We start from the raw sequence: 19,266 nt of genomic DNA, 5'->3' as shown, positions 1-19,266 counted from the left end.
TTAGGAAATTTTAATAAAATTTAATATTTACTATAGACGTACTCCAAATGCACTCCAAGTTGATTTTCCAACTATGCCATCAGCAGATATTCCAAATTCTCTTTGACAAGTTTTAACAGCATTATATGTATCATTTCCAAATGCACTATCTGTTTTTACAGGGTGATTTCTAATACCTACTAAAAGTTGTGTTAGATGTACTGGATTACCACTTGTTGTGTGTCCATAACCAACTGTTTTTTCAGTTGAAACAGTATATGATTTTTTTCCAGTTACTCTAAAACTAGACACATAGTAATCAAGCACATACTCTCCATAAACATATCCATACGTACTTCTTGTAATAAGATAAGTACTCGCAAGTTGCTCAGGAATAAATATGTCATCATCAGCCTTAGGAGTAATATTTAATTCTCTACATGTTTCTTCATATTCTTCTTTTACTTTTTGAGGTGCATTTTCATATGTAAAATCATAACCTCTAATTGTAGCACTCGCTACAGGTTCACCTAACTCTTCATAATTTACATTATTTTCATCAACAGGGCTAGCAAACGAAATACTGCTAAAAGCAAGTACTAATATACTTGTAATAACTAAAGTTTTTTTTAATCTTTTTAACATAAAACCTCCTTAATTGATATATTTTTATTAAATATTTATAAAAATCTTATTTTAAAGATTTTTATTACTCATAATCATATCCTATTCCTCTTGTAAATCCTCTACTTGCTTTATCTGGCAAATTTGAAAACACATTTGAATTAATAAAATCAATTGACTCAAATTTTAAAAAGGTAGAAGCAGAAAGCAAACATAAGATCACTATTAAAAAAATACCTTTTTTAGTTTTTCTATCAATTATACTATCTAACCTTCTCTCAAGATTCGTCTTATTAAATTCTGTAGTTAAAATCCCATTCTGATAATTTTTACTTAGCTTGATTGACTTTATAAGTGCTAATGCATATTCTTTCTTCTCTTTTAAAGAAGAATCAGACAAAACACTTTCATCACAACATAATTCACAATCGATATTTACTCTATTACTCATTATATAAACAAGTGGATTAAACCAATATATTATTTTCACAGACAGTACTAAAAACTTTATTAAAATATCTTTGTTTTTAAAGTGCATCAATTCATGTCTTAAAATCCAATTTAACTCATCCTTACTATAAGGATAATCTGGTAAGAATATGTACGATTTAAACAATCCCATACCTGCTGGACTTATCAGTTCATCAGAGCCTCTTAATTCAACTTTCTTTTTTATATTTAACTCTTTCAATAAATCTTTATACATGCAGTTAACATCATCATCTTCTATATCATAAGACACATCAACAACAAAATTTTTAAATTTTGTATACTTTATAAAAGTGTAAACTACAATAACTATAGTTACAAATATCCATAAACAAGCTAAATACAGCATAATATTGTCATTTATTGGATTATAAATATTAGAAATATTATTATGAAATGAATTTCCTCTATATGTCTTTGAATCATGTATTATTGTATAGTTAAACAAAAAAAGCAACATTCTAAAGACTATTACTAACCAAATATAATAATTGAACTTTTTACTAAAATTCTTAAATAAATATCTTTTCAAAAATAATAATAGACAAATACCAAGACTACATACAATAGTTGTCTGTATAAGATTTTCAAAAACTTGTATCATATAACTATTCATCCTTTAAATTATCAAAGTAATTTTCTAGAAAATCCAGCTTATTTTTATCTATAGCTTCATCCTCATGTAAAGCTGAAATTAAACTTACCAAAGAATCATTATGTATATTACTTAGGAAATCCTTTGTCTCAAAGTTTAAGTATTCCTGTTGCTTAACCACTATTGTGTAATGTGTATATCTATCTATTTTTTGAGCATATAAGAATTCTTTTTTTACTAGTCTTGATAAAAGTGTCAGTGTTGTAGTTTGTTTCCATCCATATTCTTGCTCCATTGCTTCAATAACATCTTTTGATGTCACTGTAGCATCTACTCTCCAAATAAATTTCATTACTTTCAGTTCTGCTTGTGGTATTTTTTTTATCATGATTTACACCTCCCCCAAAACTCTTTCTAACATAATTCTACAACAAGAGAATTTTTTAGTCAAATACTTTATGAAAAAATTGTGAATTTTTACATTTTATGTTAATTTTCTAATCTTTTTTAAAATATTATAAGTTAGATTTAATAATATAATTCATTAAATTTTTTATTATATTATTAATAACGACAATATATTAATATTTTTTATCTTGAGTAGTATCTAATTATGAATATTCTTTTTTACACATAAAGAACATTATAATACTTTTTGGGGAAATAAACTAGACTAATCTTTAAATCACTTTTGATATTAAATTTTTATGTATATTTTTTAAAAAGCTTTTGTTTCAAAGCTAAAATACTTTCTTTGTTTTATTACCACACTATAGTGTAAGTCAATTTATGCATAAATAAATTCTATCTCAATAGAGTCTTATATGCAAGAGAATTAAAGCAAACCTTTTCATCCATTTTTTACCATATAAGCTTTTTAAAATTCTTCTTTTTTCATATCCTATCATTTCCTAAAGCTTTTTCTAGCCTAAATTAATAATAGGCACTTTTTAACACACAACCATATAGAAGTATTTCCATATAATTTATCCATTCATTTTATTTTTTTGAGCAAAATTTATTTCACAATTTAAAATATTTTTTATTTTCTCATAATAACATTGAATAATGGATTATATTCTAGTATTATATAGGTGTAGAATAAAACTAAATCGGCAAAACTAGAGAAATTTAGTGACGCAAAGCTATAGGGACTAAGACTTATAAAGTATCTTATGAGTTATGTCAGCCAGTTGCCAAAAAGATATTTTCTTTTTGTTTTTATGAAAGTTTTTTAGGGGGATGTAAAATGTTTATGGAGAAAATAGATACGTGTACACATGTATTAGCTGCTTATATTAGTAGTTCACATGATTATTGTAATTTTATAGATACACAGTTAGATGATTTTATGCTAGAATACGGAGAAAATGTAGTAGAATCATATTTATACCAAGTGATGTTCTTAATAAATAAGTACAATTAGATAGATTTTATTTTCTAGAAAATCCTTTTTAGTTTTATCTACTTTTAAATAGTCTTACAATAAATGATACAAATTTAATTCAAATATATTTATTTTTTATAAAATTCGATATAATGAAGATGTAAAATAACATCAAAAACAAAAAAAGAAACTACAATAATTTTTAATATAAAAACACTTCTCTAAACTTATTTTATCATAAAGTCTTATTCAGAATATATTCATACGACAAAAATCATTCGACAAAGTAAAAAAATATACACTAAAAGCACTCCTATAAAAATAGCACTTTTAGTGTATGTTAATGTATATATCTAATACAATTATAACTTGTCTTATGTTTTAGTATGATAATTTTTGTTCGTTTTATTATTACAATATGTATTATAGTTTTACTCATTTAGATTAATAATCACAAATATATATAATATTTAGCGACTTTATCCAATGATAATTTATTTTATGATATAATTATTATAAAATTTCAAATCATTTTCGTATTGTTAAATTAAATTTATTCAAAATTACTTAAGTTATGGAGAGTTTTATTATGTTAGATATGTTTATAACAATTATTTCTTCTGTTATAGAAATTTGGGTGTGCAAAAAAGTGTTTGATTACACAAGTAAAGTAAAAACTAGTTTAATAAATTTATATTTTTTAATTTCAACCTTTATTATTATTTCTACTTTCTATACTAATGTTGGTGCTGATAATAGAATATTAATATGCATTTTTGTAATGTTTATTTTTTATAAATTAAATTATGAGGTTAATATATCCAAATGTTTAATAGTTTTGTTTTCTTACTGGGCAATATTGGTGTGCATAAATGCATTAAGTATGATAGTGATAGTTTCAATAAATAATTTGAGTTCTATGAATATTTTATTAAATGATAATTTTTATAGATATGAAACTATAGTTTTAGGAAATATAGTTCTTATTGCTCTATTGTACATTTATAAATTCATATCTAACGATTTGCAAGTGACTAAAAGAGAAATTTATATGTGCATACCAATAGTAGCAAATATGATATCATTTTTTATATTTTATAAATATATCTTAAAACTTCTAGATATTTCTTCTACTACCAGATTAGATATCTTAATTATGGTACTATTATTAACATTTTCTAATATAGCATTGATTTCTAGCCTAGTTAAAATATTAAAAAGTAATAAAAAATATATTGAATTAACTAAACTACAGGAAAAAATAAATGCTGAAAATAAATATTATAGTAATATAAAAAAATATTACATTAAAACAAAAGAACTAAACCATGATATGAAAAATCATCTTATTTGTATTAAGGAAATGAATAAAAAGAATATTGATACTAGTAATTACATAAATAACATAGAAAAAAAGCTTGATGAATATAGTACCGTATTTGATACAGGAAATATTACTTTAAACATTATATTATCAGAAAAAAAAGAACTTTGTATAGAAAAAGGAATTGATTTTAGAATTAATATAAACTTTAGTGATTGTAATTTTATTAAAGAAGAAGATATATGTTCTATATTTGCAAATGCATTAGATAACGCAATCGAAGCTTGTGAAAAGATTAAAAATGGTGATAAAAAAATCAAATTGCAGGGAATGATAGTAAATAGATTCTTTGTAATAAAAATTACTAATACAAAATCAAATGATATTTTATTGAAAAAGAATACTTTTTTAACTACAAAAGAAGATAAAGAATTTCATGGATTAGGAATAAAAAGTATAAAAAATTCTTTAGAAAAATATGGTGGTGCAATTTCTATAAATTTCTCTGAAAATTTATTTTATTTAAATATGATGATACCAATTGGAAAATCACAAAAAGATTCAAATATTGCATATGAGAATAGTTGATATCCATAATTCATTAATAAAATTATTTAAGGAGAAAGTTAAATGATAAAATCTTGTGCTGATAAAATAGCTTTTTTGTTTGTTTTAAATCAAGTAATAGAAAAAGACGATTTAGAAATCTGTTCATATGGGTTAGAGATTTTACTATCTTCTATAATAAATACTTTAGCTTCATTAATGATAGGTTTGGTATTAGGTAAATTGATTTATTCTATAGTATTCTTAATATCTTTTTGCATAATAAGACAATTTTCAGGTGGCTATCATGCAAATAGCAATAAAAACTGTATCCTAATTTTCAATAGTATTTTTTTTATCTCTATGGTTTTGGGAATAATTTTAAACAATTCTAATCCTATTCCATTATTTTTAGTGATATTGTCTAGTTTTAACTTTATAGGCATTTTTATTTTTGCTCCAGTATGCCATGCTAACAATCCACTGAATGAAATAAAATATAAAAAAAATAAGTTAATGTCAAGAATTATATCTATAACTTTATTCTTGACTATTCTTCTAGGATGCAGATACTTATCTATTTACAATTATGTTGTATACACTTTTTTAGCTTTATTTTGGATAAATTTATTGCTAATTATTCAAATCATTATAAATAAAAAAATAATATAAGGAGATGTTAACATGAAAAAAATTCTATATCATTTTATGAAAGTATGTGGTGTATTAGCTATGTTTGTAGCATTTTTATCTGCAAACACAACTTCTCTGTGGCATGTATATCAACCAAAAACACCAGAAAAACTAAAAAAATTCTAAAAATCACTAAAAAGAAGGTAGCAGCTATCTTGAACAGCACCCTATTTAGTAGACACAGTAAACAAGATACTGTAAAATTCTACTAAATGGGGTGATTTTTTTGATTAAAAAATGTAATGTAAGAAAAACATATAGTGTTGAATATAAATTATTAGCAATTAAAAGACACATAGAAGATGGCGTGTCATATAGAAGATTAGCTGAAGAATTTAAAATTCATGAGCAAATGATAATTAAATGGTGTAAGAAATATAGAGAACTTGGAATAGACACTCTTGAAGAACAGCGAGGATCTTGTAAAGGATCTTCAAAAGGAAGACGTAGAACTAAAGAGCTTTCAAAAGATGATGAAATACTTAAACTTAAAGCAGAAAATGAATATTTAAAAAAGTTGTTAAATTTAGAAAGATTGTTATACACACAGTAGATAAATATCGTATTATACATAGCATGAGAAGTAATTATACGGTAAGTTTTTTATGTTCAATTATAGACGTCTCTAGAAGTGGATATTATAAATGGATGTTGAAGCAAAAATCTCCCAATAGGGATTATGATTTAAAAAAAAGATTATTGACATATATAATAAATCTAAAAAAGTATATGGATATAGGCGTATTAAAGCTACGCTTTTTAAGAATTATAAAATAAAAGTAAATCATAAAAAATTATTAGATTGATGAAGTCTTTAGATATAAAATCTTTAATTCGTAGAAAAAGATTTAAATACTTTAGCCAAAAAATATAATATTTGATAAAGTAGAGCCTAATATATTAAATAGAGAATTTAAGTGTGATAAACCTAATACAAAATGGGTCACAAATATAACATATTTGTACTATGGAAAATCTCTTCAGAGAATTTATTTATCTGCTATAAAAGATTTATACAATAATGAACTCATTTCATATGAAATGAGTTCTACTTTAGATGTTAAATTTATACTAGATACAGTTACTAAGGCTATAAATAACCTTTCTGATTCAGATAAGAAGTCACTATTAATTCATAGTGATTAAGGGTTTCACTACACTTGCTGGGATTATAAAAATATCTTGAAAATAAATAATATTACTCAAAGTATGTCTAGAAGAGGAAATTGTTATGATAATGCCTATATGGAAAATTTCTTTGGTCATCTTAAAAGTGAAGAGATCTACTTAAATTCGTATACTTCAAGAGATGATCTAGAAACTGCTGTTCATAGCTATATACGTTGGTATAACTATGATAGATTACAATCTAAATTAAATAGCAACACACCTATAGAATATAAGCGTGCTGCTTAAAAATAACTATCTTATTAAAAACTGTCTACTAAGTAGGGTTCAGTTCAACTACTCTTCTATCCACTTAGTTAATATGAAGCATATTAATATTATTTTTTTAGAATACATTAAATCAACAAAATGACTTTAATATATTTATTAGATATTTTTCGCTCTCAATGCTTAAAGCTTTCAAATATACACAATAAGAGTTTTCATTCGTAAAAATTTCGATAATATTATCTTGTTTATTTACACTTACTATATCTTTAAATTTGATATGATTTTTAGTATTTTTACCTCTAAAAATATATTTATCATCAATCAAAATATCATCATCTGTAATTGAAATATAAAGTTTATTTTTATACTTTATTAAAAACTTATATGTTTGTTCAATATAAAAACCTGCAAGAAATAAGAATAGAAAAGTTACTTTGAATGCACATATTATTGAAAATATTATTACAAGAATACTTATAATATATATTTGTTTAAAATAACCTCTATCAAGATAATTTATCAGCATTGAAAACCACTGCTATTATTATCTTATTTACATTTCACTTAGTTAATGTAAAAGCTCAAAATAAATTCAAAAAATATTACTTATAACTTAGTATTTACAATCCTTACAGTATTTATTTTCAAAATATCAGTCACTGCACATTTATATATTTATTATATCATAGTTTCTATAATCAGAATTTTAGTTCGCTGATTAAATTACTCATAGAAAACAAATTTTTTAACATTATTAATAATTTATTTTTAAATTTTAATTGTAGGAAACATAGTAGTTTAAACTACTATGCTATCTACTTAGTTAATATAAAACGCAGGATGATTGTCGTATTTTTATAACAATAAATACAAATTTACATACCACATAGTTAATATAAAACCCCAAAATAGATTGAGCACTTTCAAAACTTTAAGTCACATAATCCTTTTAAAATTGCAGTGAGCGAGTAATAGTGTTTTTTGACACTTCACAAAAAACCTATACAGTACAGTAAATTCAACGACTGCGGACAAACCATCAAAAAAAACGAACACTGCAAAATCTCTATATATTTATTGTACCATAAAAGAAGTTCTATTAAATACAAGAATTACATAATAAATTAGATTAAATATATTCAAACAAAAAGAACTTGTGCGAACAATCTTTTTGTTTGAATTCTTGAATTAAATTGTAACAAGTTAATTTATTCCATCTACGCCATTATAAAAAGTCCTCTTCTATGATGGCACAAATAATATTGACATCCTCAACATCTATTAATTTGTATACCAAATAGTTATTTATATTCAAAATAATCTTCTCCATCTTGGTTATAAAATAATATTCTACTTGCCAATCCTTGTTCATATTTATAGTTTTCTTTATCACCTACATAAGAAAATGTCAATGACATACTTCTTGATGGGTCTAATGAAATTATATCTAAATAAATAGTACATTTTTCTCCTGGTTTTAATACACTAAAACTATTAAAATCCATTTTTATTTTAGCATATTGCTCCATATATAATGTTGAATTAGCTTCTCCATAAACCTTTAATTTTGTTATATCTAAATTTTGTGTACTTGTATTTTCTACATTTATAGGAACAGTTGGGTCTTTATATTCTTCAGTATAATATTCAAGGTTTTCATCGTAACATTCAAGATAGCTTCCTTTATCTTTCCAAATTATATGATTCGAATCAAAATCAATCTTTAATCCACATATTATATTCTTATTTGAGGCTGGAAGGCTAATGTTATTAATTGTATTTTCACACTCTAACATAATTTTATCACTTAGATTTCCTATCCCTGTTACTTTTGTAGCGTTTTTAAGCATATCTTTATTACTTCCAATATCAACTAACGCTATTGGAGTATTTTGAGCTATTGTAGAACCAACAAGCGCATACACTAAATCGGTTCCACTTGCTATGTAAAATTCTTTTGTCCCATTATAGAACTTATTTACTATCTTCTTATTAGTATCATATCTATCTACTCCACCCAATCTAGTTGAATTAGTATCATTTACTAAGTTATCACTCATTGATGAAGTACCACCTATCGCATAACTTTCTATTCCAGTAGTATTAAATGGTACACTTTTCCCATCAGTCAATACTATGGGTGCTTTATCTCTAACAGCCACAGAAGCAATACTCATAGCATCTGGTTCACCTTTGAAAGCATTAGTTAATATTACCTCACTTACTTTATCAATAGAATTTATTTCTTTTGCTACATTGTAACTTGTCTTAATCCTATTGCTTCCTTGAAGTCTTTTAGTCTCTATTCCTTTATCTTTTAGAAAGGTTTCTGTTGCCTTATCAATAGAACTTTCTCCACCAATTATATACACCTTGTTAGCTTTCTCTACTCTCTTAAGAGTTGCATTTGGTATGTTATTCTTTTTAGTTAAAAGAATTGGCGCATTTGTAGCTCCTGCAAGTCCACTTGCACTTAGACCATCAGCCATAGTACTATCTGCATTTACAAGTATTGCAGTAGTATAACTTTGTTTATCTGCAATAATCCCAGCAGTTTCATATTTATCTGCTCCTTGAATTTTATCAATTTTATCAAGTGCATTTGCAGATACAGGACAACCAGCAACAAACATTGACATAGCTAACCCTAATGATAATAATTTCTTTGATTTCAAAATATCTCCCCCTTTTTTCATGTCTCTCAATCAAATTGTATAACAAACATATATTATATGTTGTCGAAAGTACAAACTATTTCTACTCAATTAACGACATTAAATAACATTAGAATAAATTATTTTCTTATAATCTTATTCTTTATAATATATATAATTATTATAATATAATTGAAGTATTTTACTTTAACCATATTATTTAATTTTGAGAGGAAAAACTTTATGAAAGGTGGCGTAAGAAAACGTGGTAAGAAATGGTACTGTTACTTTAAATTAGCCATTGTAGAAGGAAAAAGAAAGAAAATAGAGCGTGTAGGTGGAGATACTAAAAAAGAGGCTCAGCCAGCTCTTAGAATAGCTTTAAATGAATATGAAGATTGTGGAAATGTTTTTGACGAGAATAATATTAGCGTATCCGATTTTTTAGATTTTTGGTACAAAGAATATGTAATGCTTAATTGTAAATTTCAGACTCAAAATAATTATAAACGTGCAATAGAAAATCATATAAAACCAAATTTAGGAAAGTACCGATTAAAACTTATAACACCCATGATTATTCAAAAATTTTTGAACGATAAATCTAAAGAAAATTATTCTAGTGGCACTATAAGAGTAATCAAGGGTGTTTTAAATAATTCTTTTAAGATGGCTGTCCATCCATACAGATTTATAAAGGAAAATCCTATGCTTTATGTCAAAATTCCTAGGTACTTTGATTCAGATTGGGTTTGTACCAAAAAAAATGGTTCTCAAATAACATTACATAACTTAAAAAACATGTCACGAACTATAAATAGAGAATTAGGAATAGATTTTAATTTTCATAGCTTAAGACATACCCATGCCACTATGCTTCTTGAAGCAGGAGCAAATATAAAAGATATACAAAAAAGACTAGGTCATAATAAAATTGCCACTACTATGGACACTTATTCTCATGTAACTGATAAAATGAAGACTGAAACAGTGAATATTTTTGAAGGAATTATAAAGTAATTTGCCACCAGATTGTAATTATGGTGGCAAATGGGTGGCAAATCACCTATTTTGTTACATTTTTAGTTATTCAAGACCTTGAAAACGCTACATTCTTTATATTTTTAATCAATTTCTGACTTAAATGGAGTGTCATCAGCTTTTGCTATTCTGTATTCTTTATCAGTTATATAACCAAGTTCATGCATTTTATACAACACAGTCAACTGTCTCTTCTTAGCCTCTCCATGGTCAATATACCTCGCAGGATTATTGGTCATACCCGCAAGCATAGCACACTCAGCTAGGTTTAACTCTCCAACTTTTTTACCAAAATACACTTCAGCTCCTTTTGCAGCTCCATATGCATTTTTTCCTAGGTACATATTATTTAGATACGCTTCAAGGATTTCATCTTTACTCATAATCTTATTCATCTGCTTTGCATTATACATATCCCTTATTTTTCTCTTCATAGTTTTATCATCACTTGTAAGCAGATTTTTTGAAACTTGCATGTCTATAGTACTTCCACCTTGTGTTGTGTCTGTAAACACATTATTAAGTACTGACCTAGCTAAGGAAATAACATCTACTCCTTTATGCCTATAAAATCTCTCATCTTCTATTGAAACTATAGCCTGTTTTAAGTCCTTTGGCATTTGTTTTATACTGACAACCTCACTACTTATATATTTAGACTTAATTAATTTTTTAGTGACTTCAGGTGAACCTTTTATAGCTGAAACTGTAAAAATTGCACCTGCCACTGAAAATATAATAAGTGCCACTAACATAACAGATAATAATGCTCTAGCTATTTTAATTCTCTTTTGCTTTCTTCTTTTTTTGCTTTTTAATTTTCTATCTCTTTGCTTGTACTCAACTCTTCGTCTATCTCTCTGACTATAATCTGTATTTAAAGGTCTTACATTATCTCTTGTAAAACTATCTCTTTTTATAATATTTTGTGAATCTACCTTTTCACTCATTCTTTTACTAGAGGCTGTCTGAGAATTTTTATTTTTTTTACTTGTTGAAGTATAAGAATGTTTAGATTTTTTATTACTATCTTTATTATTACTAACTTTTTTACGTCTTATTTTATTATTATCATCATCATTGTAATAACCCATTTTAGTCTCCCTTCTTTATATAAGGTACATTATACATTGTTCCACAAAATAAATCAAAGAACAAAATTGTAAGTTTAAGGGTCAATTTTATAAAGGATATTTTCACTAATTTTCTCTATATTTGCGATTAATATTCATCTTTTATTTTTAAAAATAGCTTTGCAGTTGCTAAAGTGTCACTATCAGCTCTATGAGCATTTATATTCTCTATATTGTAATAAGCACAAGCTGTTTCAAGCTTCTTATTTTTTCCTTTATAACTTTTACATTTTTTTAATAATTCTAGTGTACATATATAATTATTTATTGGCTCTAAATCCAACTTTCTAAGATAGTAATTTAAAAACTTTAAATCAAATTTTGCATTATGTGCAATTATAGTTCTATCACCTATGTATTTTCTAAATCTAGGTAAAACCAACTCTAAAGACTCCTCTTTTTCTACCATTTCATTACTTATGTGTGTCAATTCTGTTATAAATGAAGAAATTATACCCTTAGGTTTTATTAACCTTGAATAGTTTTTTACAATTTCGTCATTTTTTATTTCTGTTACACCTATCTCTATTATTTCACAACCTTTATATGGATCTAATCCTGTAGTTTCTAAATCTACAACTACATATTCTCTCATATCTCTTCTCCTTATTATCAAATGGATATATTTATATTCTATATTTATGCAATATACTAATCAATACTTAATTTTATATGATATATGAAATTTTTACAAATTTTACTAAATATACAGCAGATATTCCATTATAAATAAAGATTATTTTACTATAATAATTAAATTTTTATCTTATTATCATTTAATCTATTTTGATAAACATTATTATTTAATTTTTTATTGCTTAATTCTTTAAAATCTAAACTTTTACATTGTTCATCATTTTCCCATATTCCTGCCTGCTTATTTCCATCACTTTTATATAATACACCTTTGCCATTTTTCTTATTATCTAAGAAATAACCTTTATATATATCATTATTTGGATAAGTTAATTTTCCTAGACCATTTTTAAAACCATCTTTAAATTCCCCTGTATATATTGAACCATCTTTATAAGTATATTTACCTATTCCATGCATCTTATCATCTTTCCATAACCCTTCATACCTTTCCTTACTTGAAAAAATATATGTTCCAAATCCATTTTTCTTCCCATCAATAAACTCACCTTTATATAAGTCTCCATTATCATATTTGAATACTTTTTCTCCCTTTAATTTCTTATCAATATTCTTATTTTTATCGCTATTTCTATCTTGTGTATATGTTTTTTCTCTCCTTGTCTCAATTAAATCTCTATCATAACGAAAACCTTTTTTTGACTTATTTTTTATACTAGTTTTTTTCTTATTAATAAAAACTCTAGCTAATTGAATAAATATAAATGCAGATGATAAACATATAAACACACATACTATTGTTCTAAAATAACTAGTTATATTTTCCATAAAAATCACCCTTTTACTATAAAAATTTATTTAAAATACCTAATATAATATATATTTTTATTAGTTGGCATTTATACTTTTAGGACTATATATTAAGTAAATCTCATTTTAAAAGAATCTCTCTTAAAATAAACTAAGTACAATAAACACAGATAATTAATAGATACGTATGAAATATCCTTGAATACTTCATATAAATATTTTTATACAAAGAAATAAAAAAGATGAACCCCAGAAAACAGAGTTCATCTTTTAATAAAAAAATATCTATTTAATAGTAATTAAAAGAAAATACCTATTTACTATTAAATAGATTTTTTAATTTATTTTATCTATTCTTTTATAAGAACTTTTACAACTTCTGATATATACATAGTATGATAATCTTTCTTTGGATACCACTTTTCATCATTTTCTTTAGCATCAAAGTTTTCTGGTGGCATTGTATCATGATATAATTTTTTACAAACCATAATCATATTAGCTTCTTCAAAGGCTACTGTATCATCTATAAAATATGGTGTAAGTCCTGCTTTTTCTACTTTATTTGTATCTCTACCAGAAATAGTACCACAAATATTTAAAGCTTCTCTGTATTTTTCATCAAAAAATGCAATTGTAAATGTGTCATTATTATCTACAAACTCTTTTGTATATCTCTGTGGTCTTATGTAAGTTGTTACAACATTTTTACTCCAATACACTCCAACACCACCCCAGCTTGCAGTCATTGTGTTAAATTTATCTGAGTTTCCTGCTGTTATAAGTAACCACTCTTTACCAATTTTAGTGAATGGATTAAACTGTAGTTCTTCAATTTTTACTTCTTTAAATCCCATAACATCATCCTACCCTTCATCTTTTAATAAATAAGTCATTTGTTAAAAATTTAAATATATGCACTTTTATAATACAGCTTTCAAGATTATTTTCCATATTCATGTAAATTATAATACAACAAATCAATTACTTTCGCAAGAAGTAGTTTTTATATTTTTTAATCATAAAATGTCAATAAAATATATAATACATTTATTAAATTTAGAATACTATAATATTAAAAATGTAGAAAGCATATATACTTTCTACACTTATTACTATTTTATATATTTTTATAGTAGTTTAGTTCCATTTAAATCTAGTTTTGTTCAAAAACTATCATAATCACCAAATTTTGTTCTATTAATTGTAACTTTTTATACTTTATTAATAACATTTAAGTTATTATTCTTATCAATATATATTTTCTCACTATCTAAATCTTCATCAAACATCTTTATTATATTTTCTATTTCGTTTTTGTATTCATCTTCATGTACTCTATAAAGCATTAAATCTTCTAATAAATCTTTTATATCAAAATACACATCTTCTAATAAATAAAAATATCCATCTTCTATATTCTTTAATTTATCTATAGTATCCAATTTTTTATCTATATCTTTTATAACTTCTATGTTTTGTATGTTTATATTTATAATTGTCAATAAGTACATTCTCACAGTTTTTATTATCTCAATAGAAAAATCTACAATATCATAATTTCCTTCTTTTTTATAAAGTGATTCTTTAAATTTATCAAAACAATCATTTAAATCTGGATTTATGTTATTAAATGGAGGTCTTATTATATCTAGCATTATTAAAAGATTTTGTATATCTACATTATTTGTAATTGCCTCATCCAAAATAAATAAATTATATGCATCATTTAATGGGTCATGTGCATCTCCACTAAACTCTAAGTTAGCAAATTCAAGTAAATTTTTTAGTGATATATAGTTCATACATTTTATACCACACTCTATATATTTCTCTTTTATATCCACAAATAACTCTCTAATGTTGTTTACGAACCTTGGATGATTGTTTTTTTTAGAACTTCTCATATCAGTGTTATTGAAACATGTTAAATCTAAATTACCAAAAGTATATATTCCTTCAACCTCAGAAAATATGCCTAACCACTTTTTAAACTTTCTCATGACCTCTTCATAGCTTGGTGCATACTTTAATTCTTCTGAAGATATATGAGTCAACTCTTGTATATGAGGATACAACTGGGCATTACTTACTGGCTTTATTAAAGATTTAAACTTATCAATATTTTTTGTCTTTTCATCATACATAACTGCTCCAATTGCAATTATATCTGAATTTAATATATCTCTCTTTGATTTAGAATTTGGCATATTCATCTCAAAATCTATATATACTCTCTTCAATATAAACACCCTTTCCAATTGTTTATAGTGATTCTTTTAATTACTTTTATTCATAATTTTCTAAGAAAGAATGTTTCTCCCCATCTTTTTGCCACCCTAGTACCGAATCAAGATTTACGTTTTCTGCTGCTTTAAATATGGATTTTTCTACATTTTTAAAATTTGGCTCTAAACTTTTTATTAAATCTTTTATTTCATATCTTTTATTTCCAGTTTTTTTAGCAGCAACCATGCACGCACAATTTAAAGGCCATATACCACTATTTTGGATAAATCTTATAATGTGTTCTTCTCTTATATAGTAAAGTGGTCTTATAATTTTTATTCCTTCAAAATTAGTAGAATTAAGCTTAGGAAGCATAGTTTTAAAATTTCCTGCACACAACAAATTAAGCATAGTTGTTTCTATTACATCATCATAATGATGACCTAATGCAAGTTTATTACACCCTAATTCTTCTGCCTTTGAATATAATGCTCCTCTTCTCATTCTTGCACACATATAACATGGATAATCTTTTGCAATTTCATCAGCTATTTCAAATATTCTTGAATCAAATAAATGTATTGGAATATTTAAATACTCACAATTATCTATAAGTAATTGCCTTATATTTGCATGATATCCAGGGTCCATAGCAATAAATTCAACATCAAAATTAACTTGTCCATGTCTCTTTAATTCTTGAAACATTTTAGCCATAAGAATACTATCTTTTCCTCCAGATATTGCTACAGCTATTTTATCCCCTTCTTCAACTAGTTTATAATCTCTTATTGCCTTTATAAACTTAGACCATAAATGTTTTCTATATTTTTTTATAATACTTTTTTCTATATCCCTTAGTGAAAGTCTTTCCTCAAAAGGAACTATAATTTCACAGCCTTTTCCTGATAGCTCACTCATTTAATCACCTCGTATATTTATGTTAATAATATTTTACAAAAAAGTCTACCTACTTCTATAAAATACTATAGTTTTACTTTAATTTTAATAAATACTTTATAGTTTACAATAACACATAAACTTATAATAACATAAATAAAGCCTTTCTTTTATTATCTTTTTTATTTTTCTCATTTAATATTTTATTATGAGTAACGATTTTTAAATGTATGAATATTATACACTAGATAGACTTACCTATCTATTTACAACAAGGAGGTTTTCATCTTGGAAAATAAAACTAGAGATATTAAAAAAAATTGTGGTTCATCTTTGGCTAGACCATATATTAATAATCAAATTTTCACAGAAATGTACTGCCTTTCTGATGCATTAAAATTTGGAACTATATTTCCAGAACTAAATTTATTAGAATCTGAAATGTACAACAAAGAATTATATGCTAAGCCAAAAAAATTAAGAGGAGGTAGAAGATAATGAAAGATTCATCTAGAGCTGAACTTATGAGAAAAATTCAGGAAACATCTTTTGCATGTGTTGATATGAACTTATATTTAGACACTCATCCTGATGATAAAAATGCTATCAACACTTACAATTCATTATGTAACCAATTTGCACAGGCTAGATACGCTTACGAAAATAAATATGGTCCTTTAACTAACTTTGGGTATGCTCCAAGTAGATGCCCTTGGCAATGGGCTGAGCAACCTTGGCCTTGGGACAGAGAATTTAATTATTAGACATCAAGTATTGGAGGATTGAAAATTCATGTGGATATATCAAAAAACTTTACAACACCCAGTTAATATAAAAACTTGTGACCCAAGAATGGCTAAGTTTCTTATAACTCAATTTGGCGGACCAAATGGAGAGCTTGCTGCATCTTTAAGATATTTAAGTCAAAGATATACAATGCCTACTGGTAATATGCGTGCACTTTTAACAGATATTGGTACAGAAGAACTAGCTCACGTTGAGCTTATATGTACTATGGTTTATCAGTTAACTTCTGATGTAAGCCCAGAAGAATTAAAAGCTGCTGGTCTTGGCTCAAACTATGCACAAAATGGATATGGAATTTATCCAACAGATTCAAATGGGGTTCCATTTGATGTAAGACCTATCGCAGTTATGTCAAATCCTGTAACTGATTTACATGAAGATATGGCTGCTGAACAAAAAGCACTTGCAACATATTATCAACTTATAAACTTAACAGATGATGTTGATGTTATAAACGTACTAAAATTCTTAGGTCAAAGAGAAATAATTCACTATCAAAGATTTGGTGAAGCTTTAATGGATGCTTATGAATTAGAGGAATGTCAAAAAATATTCTAAAATTCTTCTTTATATATAAAACTACAATTATTTACTAATTTACTAACTTACTTTTTCGCTTAAATTAGCTTAAAAATATAAAAAACTATAAAGAACTGTCCATTTTCTATACGCAGATAGAATAAATAAACAACAAAAAGCAGGTACTGAATCAACAGTAATAATAGATAGTAATCTACAATACTATTGACACCATACCTGCTTTTATTTTATAAGCAATAAAGAAATATCTATTTATAAAGTTTTATCATTAAGTTTAAATGATTATAAAACTCTTCTTGCATTTACATATCTACTTGAATAGTAACTACTATTTATATTAGATATTGTTACCTTTTTTGATGAACCTGAAGATGCGTGTATCATCTCTCCATTTCCCATATATATTCCAACATGACTTACAGAGCCATTATTTGAACCTTGTGTATCAAAGAATATTAAATCTCCGCTTCTAAGGTCTCCTCTATTTACATATGCTCCATACTTACTTTGGTCTCTAGATACTCTTGGTATACTAACTCCAGCAGATTTTTTCATAACGTATTGTGTGAATCCAGAACAGTCAAAACTATTTGGACCTTCTGCTCCCCATACATATGGTTTTCCAAGTAGTGTCTTTGCAAAGCCTATTACACTATCAGCTCCCTGACTTGGAGAATTAGTTGAATCGGATGGAGTTGAAGTATCAACAGAACCTTTTTCTGCAAGATATTGACTTGATACATATCCTGTTTGGTCATCATGATTTACTTTTGTCCATCCACCATCTTCTGAGATACTTCCAACTTCAGTACCATAACTTAACGTAGCCACTTTAGAGTGTCCTGTTCCTGGTCCTGTTCTAAGGTTTAATGATTTTGCTGTTACAACTTTTGTATCCTTTACAATATCACTTGAACTGCTTCCATCATTTCCATTTGCAGAATCACTTAAGTTAGTTCCTAAGTATTTACTTGAAACATAACCGACTCTACCATTAGAACTTATTTTTGACCATCCATTTGACTCAGATATGTATCCAACTTCAGTACCATATCCCAAAGTAGATATTTTAGAACTTCCTGTACTTGGACCTGTTCTAAAGTTTAATCCCTTTGCTGTAACAACTTTTGTTGATTTTACTGAAGCATCATTACTTTCATTACTATTTCCTAGGCTATTTATTGATAAATATTTTTCATGCACATAACCTGTATTCCCATTATATTTAACTTTTACCCAAGAACCATCTTTTCCTATGTACTCAACTTTATCACCTTTGTAGAACTTTCCTATAGATGCATTATTTGTACCTGGTCCTTTTCTAAAATTTACTGCATTCCCTGTTATTGTTCTACTTTCTACAGTTGAACTTTCTATTTCAGACTCATTAGCATATGCTAAATTCCCCATTGTAGGCATTATTATCGCTGTGGCCATTATACTGGCTGCTACTCTCTTTTGATTAAAATTCATAACTTTCCACTCATCTCCTCTTTTCTAGTAGATTTATTTTTTATTTC

24 protein-coding genes and 1 riboswitch are annotated in these 19,266 nt (G+C 25.9%); of the genes, 12 read left to right on the top strand and 12 right to left on the bottom strand.

The features are described 5' to 3' along the window. Positions 1-30: 30 nt before the first annotated feature. From IC214_RS11995 to IC214_RS11985, 3 genes are all read right to left on the bottom strand, one after another. Entirely contained in the window at positions 31-624 is a 594-nt protein-coding gene (locus IC214_RS11995; protein WP_227860519.1) for a peptidoglycan-binding domain-containing protein, read from the bottom strand. Positions 625-688: 64 nt separating this feature from the next. Next, positions 689-1,708: a M56 family metallopeptidase gene (locus IC214_RS11990; RefSeq protein WP_227862681.1), complete on the bottom strand. Its 1,020-nt coding sequence runs from the start codon at positions 1,706-1,708 to the stop codon at positions 689-691. Continuing rightward, the gene (locus IC214_RS11985; RefSeq protein ID WP_255612849.1) at positions 1,701-2,075 is read right to left on the bottom strand and encodes a BlaI/MecI/CopY family transcriptional regulator; all 375 of its coding nucleotides are present in this window, start codon (positions 2,073-2,075) and stop codon (positions 1,701-1,703) included. Before IC214_RS11985 ends, IC214_RS11990 begins: the two co-directional genes overlap by 8 nt. 716 nt (positions 2,076-2,791) lie before the next feature. Next, a riboswitch (cyclic di-GMP riboswitch) is annotated at positions 2,792-2,888 on the top strand. A gap of 48 nt (positions 2,889-2,936) precedes the next feature. On the opposite strand from IC214_RS11985, the gene IC214_RS11980 reads away from it, so the two are divergent. The 8 genes from IC214_RS11980 (at position 2,937) to IC214_RS11945 (ending at position 7,053) form a co-directional block, all read left to right on the top strand. Beyond that, entirely contained in the window at positions 2,937-3,113 is a 177-nt protein-coding gene (locus tag IC214_RS11980; RefSeq protein ID WP_227824151.1) for a hypothetical protein, read from the top strand. A gap of 550 nt (positions 3,114-3,663) precedes the next feature. Beyond that, positions 3,664-4,986: a sensor histidine kinase gene (locus tag IC214_RS11975; RefSeq protein ID WP_227824153.1), complete on the top strand. Its 1,323-nt coding sequence runs from the start codon at positions 3,664-3,666 to the stop codon at positions 4,984-4,986. Between the two features lie 42 nt (positions 4,987-5,028). Then, positions 5,029-5,616 carry an accessory gene regulator ArgB-like protein gene (locus IC214_RS11970; protein ID WP_227835348.1) on the top strand — a complete coding sequence of 196 codons (588 nt, stop codon included), beginning with the start codon at positions 5,029-5,031 and terminating at the stop codon, positions 5,614-5,616. Positions 5,617-5,628: 12 nt separating this feature from the next. Beyond that, the gene (locus IC214_RS11965; RefSeq protein ID WP_227835347.1) at positions 5,629-5,763 is read left to right on the top strand and encodes a cyclic lactone autoinducer peptide; all 135 of its coding nucleotides are present in this window, start codon (positions 5,629-5,631) and stop codon (positions 5,761-5,763) included. Positions 5,764-5,863: 100 nt separating this feature from the next. Continuing rightward, positions 5,864-6,190: a helix-turn-helix domain-containing protein gene (locus IC214_RS11960; protein WP_227862680.1), complete on the top strand. Its 327-nt coding sequence runs from the start codon at positions 5,864-5,866 to the stop codon at positions 6,188-6,190. Positions 6,191-6,332: 142 nt separating this feature from the next. Continuing rightward, positions 6,333-6,443: an IS3 family transposase gene (locus IC214_RS21185; RefSeq protein WP_227835493.1), complete on the top strand. Its 111-nt coding sequence runs from the start codon at positions 6,333-6,335 to the stop codon at positions 6,441-6,443. 154 nt (positions 6,444-6,597) lie between these two features. Next, positions 6,598-6,783, top strand: coding sequence for a hypothetical protein (locus tag IC214_RS11950; RefSeq protein WP_227860521.1), 186 nt, complete (start codon positions 6,598-6,600; stop codon positions 6,781-6,783). A 36-nt stretch (positions 6,784-6,819) separates the two neighbouring features. Next, a complete protein-coding gene (locus tag IC214_RS11945) occupies positions 6,820-7,053 on the top strand; it encodes an IS3 family transposase (RefSeq protein ID WP_255613168.1) in 234 nt (77 codons plus the stop codon). Between the two features lie 112 nt (positions 7,054-7,165). Here IC214_RS11945 and IC214_RS11940 read toward each other — a convergent pair whose 3' ends face one another. Next, complete coding sequence (locus IC214_RS11940; RefSeq protein ID WP_227851524.1) at positions 7,166-7,561, bottom strand: hypothetical protein; 396 nt, start codon at positions 7,559-7,561, stop codon at positions 7,166-7,168. 775 nt (positions 7,562-8,336) lie between these two features. Continuing rightward, complete coding sequence (locus IC214_RS11935) at positions 8,337-9,710, bottom strand: cell wall-binding repeat-containing protein (RefSeq protein ID WP_227851523.1); 1,374 nt, start codon at positions 9,708-9,710, stop codon at positions 8,337-8,339. 222 nt (positions 9,711-9,932) lie between these two features. On the opposite strand from IC214_RS11935, the gene IC214_RS11930 reads away from it, so the two are divergent. After that, entirely contained in the window at positions 9,933-10,709 is a 777-nt protein-coding gene (locus IC214_RS11930; RefSeq protein ID WP_227862679.1) for a site-specific integrase, read from the top strand. Between the two features lie 104 nt (positions 10,710-10,813). Here the strand turns inward: IC214_RS11930 and IC214_RS11925 are convergent, their stop codons facing one another. The 6 genes from IC214_RS11925 to IC214_RS11900 form a co-directional block, all read right to left on the bottom strand. Further along, positions 10,814-11,824 carry a biosynthetic peptidoglycan transglycosylase gene (locus IC214_RS11925; protein ID WP_227862678.1) on the bottom strand — a complete coding sequence of 337 codons (1,011 nt, stop codon included), beginning with the start codon at positions 11,822-11,824 and terminating at the stop codon, positions 10,814-10,816. Between the two features lie 127 nt (positions 11,825-11,951). Next, on the bottom strand, positions 11,952-12,458 hold the full coding sequence (locus tag IC214_RS11920; protein ID WP_227432643.1) for a PolC-type DNA polymerase III: 507 nt from the start codon (positions 12,456-12,458) through the stop codon (positions 11,952-11,954). Between the two features lie 158 nt (positions 12,459-12,616). Further along, complete coding sequence (locus tag IC214_RS11915) at positions 12,617-13,288, bottom strand: MORN repeat-containing protein (protein ID WP_227835345.1); 672 nt, start codon at positions 13,286-13,288, stop codon at positions 12,617-12,619. A gap of 332 nt (positions 13,289-13,620) precedes the next feature. Beyond that, positions 13,621-14,127 carry a flavin reductase gene (locus IC214_RS11910; protein ID WP_227824161.1) on the bottom strand — a complete coding sequence of 169 codons (507 nt, stop codon included), beginning with the start codon at positions 14,125-14,127 and terminating at the stop codon, positions 13,621-13,623. Positions 14,128-14,484: 357 nt separating this feature from the next. Further along, on the bottom strand, positions 14,485-15,522 hold the full coding sequence (locus IC214_RS11905; protein ID WP_227851521.1) for a 3'-5' exonuclease: 1,038 nt from the start codon (positions 15,520-15,522) through the stop codon (positions 14,485-14,487). A gap of 37 nt (positions 15,523-15,559) precedes the next feature. Further along, a complete protein-coding gene (locus IC214_RS11900) occupies positions 15,560-16,420 on the bottom strand; it encodes a tRNA 2-thiocytidine biosynthesis TtcA family protein (RefSeq protein ID WP_227432639.1) in 861 nt (286 codons plus the stop codon). Positions 16,421-16,687: 267 nt separating this feature from the next. Here IC214_RS11900 and IC214_RS11895 point away from each other — a divergent pair, with 267 nt between their 5' ends. From IC214_RS11895 to IC214_RS11885, 3 genes are read left to right on the top strand one after another with little or no spacing between them, the layout of a single operon-like run. After that, entirely contained in the window at positions 16,688-16,897 is a 210-nt protein-coding gene (locus IC214_RS11895) for a spore coat associated protein CotJA (protein ID WP_227432638.1), read from the top strand. Beyond that, positions 16,897-17,163 carry a spore coat protein CotJB gene (locus IC214_RS11890; protein WP_021385274.1) on the top strand — a complete coding sequence of 89 codons (267 nt, stop codon included), beginning with the start codon at positions 16,897-16,899 and terminating at the stop codon, positions 17,161-17,163. The genes IC214_RS11895 and IC214_RS11890 overlap by 1 nt, the downstream gene beginning before the upstream one ends. 28 nt (positions 17,164-17,191) lie before the next feature. Further along, complete coding sequence (locus tag IC214_RS11885; protein ID WP_227432637.1) at positions 17,192-17,764, top strand: manganese catalase family protein; 573 nt, start codon at positions 17,192-17,194, stop codon at positions 17,762-17,764. A gap of 264 nt (positions 17,765-18,028) precedes the next feature. On the opposite strand, the gene IC214_RS11880 is transcribed toward IC214_RS11885, so the two are convergent. Then, positions 18,029-19,219, bottom strand: coding sequence for a C40 family peptidase (locus tag IC214_RS11880; protein ID WP_227482824.1), 1,191 nt, complete (start codon positions 19,217-19,219; stop codon positions 18,029-18,031). Between the last annotated feature and the right edge of the window lie 47 nt (positions 19,220-19,266).

This window comes from Clostridioides sp. ES-S-0190-01, assembly GCF_020658275.1.
Taxonomy (GTDB): Bacteria; Bacillota; Clostridia; order Peptostreptococcales; family Peptostreptococcaceae; genus Clostridioides.
This window is presented reverse-complemented; position numbering and strand designations above follow the sequence as displayed.

Excerpts from the sequence above, each read along its gene's own strand:
- IC214_RS11980 (WP_227824151.1), top strand. The coding sequence starts at position 2,937 with ATGTTTATGGAGAAAATAGATACGTGTACACATGTATTAGCTGCTTAT.
- IC214_RS11930 (WP_227862679.1), top strand. The coding sequence starts at position 9,933 with ATGAAAGGTGGCGTAAGAAAACGTGGTAAGAAATGGTACTGTTACTTT.
- IC214_RS11915 (WP_227835345.1), bottom strand. The coding sequence starts at position 13,288 with ATGGAAAATATAACTAGTTATTTTAGAACAATAGTATGTGTGTTTATA.
- IC214_RS11990 (WP_227862681.1), bottom strand. The coding sequence starts at position 1,708 with ATGAATAGTTATATGATACAAGTTTTTGAAAATCTTATACAGACAACT.
- IC214_RS11975 (WP_227824153.1), top strand. The coding sequence starts at position 3,664 with ATGTTAGATATGTTTATAACAATTATTTCTTCTGTTATAGAAATTTGG.
- IC214_RS11995 (WP_227860519.1), bottom strand. The coding sequence starts at position 624 with ATGTTAAAAAGATTAAAAAAAACTTTAGTTATTACAAGTATATTAGTA.
- IC214_RS11940 (WP_227851524.1), bottom strand. The coding sequence starts at position 7,561 with ATGCTGATAAATTATCTTGATAGAGGTTATTTTAAACAAATATATATT.
- IC214_RS11965 (WP_227835347.1), top strand. The coding sequence starts at position 5,629 with ATGAAAAAAATTCTATATCATTTTATGAAAGTATGTGGTGTATTAGCT.
- IC214_RS11885 (WP_227432637.1), top strand. The coding sequence starts at position 17,192 with ATGTGGATATATCAAAAAACTTTACAACACCCAGTTAATATAAAAACT.
- IC214_RS11920 (WP_227432643.1), bottom strand. The coding sequence starts at position 12,458 with ATGAGAGAATATGTAGTTGTAGATTTAGAAACTACAGGATTAGATCCA.
- IC214_RS11925 (WP_227862678.1), bottom strand. The coding sequence starts at position 11,824 with ATGGGTTATTACAATGATGATGATAATAATAAAATAAGACGTAAAAAA.
- IC214_RS11970 (WP_227835348.1), top strand. The coding sequence starts at position 5,029 with ATGATAAAATCTTGTGCTGATAAAATAGCTTTTTTGTTTGTTTTAAAT.
- IC214_RS11985 (WP_255612849.1), bottom strand. The coding sequence starts at position 2,075 with ATGATAAAAAAAATACCACAAGCAGAACTGAAAGTAATGAAATTTATT.
- IC214_RS11900 (WP_227432639.1), bottom strand. The coding sequence starts at position 16,420 with ATGAGTGAGCTATCAGGAAAAGGCTGTGAAATTATAGTTCCTTTTGAG.
- IC214_RS11910 (WP_227824161.1), bottom strand. The coding sequence starts at position 14,127 with ATGGGATTTAAAGAAGTAAAAATTGAAGAACTACAGTTTAATCCATTC.
- IC214_RS11880 (WP_227482824.1), bottom strand. The coding sequence starts at position 19,219 with ATGAATTTTAATCAAAAGAGAGTAGCAGCCAGTATAATGGCCACAGCG.
- IC214_RS11890 (WP_021385274.1), top strand. The coding sequence starts at position 16,897 with ATGAAAGATTCATCTAGAGCTGAACTTATGAGAAAAATTCAGGAAACA.